The sequence below is a fragment of the Ruegeria sp. BHSA162 genome (assembly GCF_059613385.1).
This window is the reverse complement of record NZ_JBXWSK010000150.1, coordinates 1-1,817: the sequence shown is the minus strand read 5'-3', so window position 1 is coordinate 1,817 and position 1,817 is coordinate 1. Positions and strand designations below refer to the sequence as shown.

The window sequence follows — 1,817 nt, the reverse complement described above, 5'->3', positions numbered from 1 at the left end:
AGGCGGCGTATTCGCTTGCGAATGCGCGTTCCCGCACGGTTGTGTCACCCCTTGCGGGGTTTCACATCAATCAACGTTGTCCAACTCAAGGTCAGTGTATGCTTTTGGTGATTTGTCTTTCTGTTACTGGATCAAATCAAGCCTATCGGGCGATTAGTACCGGTCAACTGAACGCATTGCTGCGCTTACATCTCCGGCCTATTGACGTGGTGGTCTTCCACGGCCCTCAGGGAGACCTTGTTTTGAGGGGGGCTTCCCGCTTAGATGCCTTCAGCGGTTATCCTGTCCGATCATAGCTACCCTGCACTGCCGTTGGCACGACAACAGGTCCACCAGTGGATCGTTCACCCCGGTCCTCTCGTACTAGGGGCAACTCCTCTCAAGTCTCCTACACCCACGGCAGATAGGGACCGAACTGTCTCACGACGTTCTAAACCCAGCTCACGTACCTCTTTAAACGGCGAACAGCCGTACCCTTGGGACCTGCTCCAGCCCCAGGATGAGATGAGCCGACATCGAGGTGCCAAACACTGCCGTCGATATGGACTCTTGGGCAGTATCAGCCTGTTATCCCCGGCGTACCTTTTATCCGTTGAGCGATGGCCCTTCCACTCGGGACCACCGGATCACTATGGCCGTCTTTCGACTCTGCTCGACTTGTCAGTCTCGCAGTCAGGCTGGCTTCTGCCATTGCACTCAACGAGCGATTTCCGACCGCTCTGAGCCAACCTTCGCGCGCCTCCGTTACGCTTTAGGAGGCGACCGCCCCAGTCAAACTACCCGCCACGCAGGGTCCCGGATCCGGATAACGGACCGCGGTTAGACATCAAGAATGCAAAGGGTGGTATCTCAAGGGAGGCTCCACAGGAACTGGCGTCCCTGCTTCGAAGCCTACCACCTATCCTGCACATTGCAGTCCTGATGCCAGTGCGAAGCTGTAGTAAAGGTGCACGGGGTCTTTCCGTCTAACCGCGGGAAGCCTGCATCTTGACAGGCAATTCAATTTCGCTGAGTCGATGTTGGAGACAGCGGGGAAGTCGTTACGCCATTCGTGCAGGTCGGAACTTACCCGACAAGGAATTTCGCTACCTTAGGACCGTTATAGTTACGGCCGCCGTTTACCTGGGCTTCAATTCAAGGCTCTCACCTCTCCTTTTAACCTTCAGGCACCGGGCAGGCGTCAGACCCTATACGTCGTCTTGCGACTTCGCAGAGCCCTGTGTTTTTAATAAACAGTCGCCACCCCCTGGTTTGTGCCCCCAGCCCCTAGTTGCCTAGGAACCGGGCCTCCTTCTCGCGAACTTACGGAGGTATTTTGCCGAGTTCCTTCAACATCGTTCTCTCAAGCGCCTTGGTATGCTCTACCAGTCCACCTGTGTCGGTTTAGGGTACGGTCTGATGGAGGGCTATTTCCAGGAACCACTCAGCAGCCCAATCAATCCGATAAGATTGAACTACACCTGTGATCCGTCACATCCTCCTGGCCCAGGAATATTAACCTGGTTCCCATCGCCTACGCCTTTCGGCCTCGGCTTAGGGGCCGGCTTACCCTGCTCAGATTAGCTTTAAGCAGGAACCCTTGGACTTTCGGCGAGAGTGTCTCTCACACTCTTTGTCGCTACTCATGTCATCATTCTCACTAGTGATCTCTCCACCGGATCCCTCACAGGCCGGCTTCATCGAAAGATCCTCGCCTCCAATATCCCCGAAGGGATCAAGGAGGCATGGATCTATGTCACACTACGCTCTGCTACCATGCCTTACGGCATCCTAAGCTTCGGCTCATGGCTTGAGCCCCGTTACATCTTCGCCGCAGG

At 55.4% G+C, this 1,817-nt stretch carries 1 rRNA gene; it reads right to left on the bottom strand.

What is annotated here, in order from left to right:
• Nucleotides 1-132 precede the first annotated feature (132 nt).
• A 23S ribosomal RNA gene (locus AC2FM5_RS19555) occupies nucleotides 133-1,817 on the bottom strand; the annotation flags it as partial.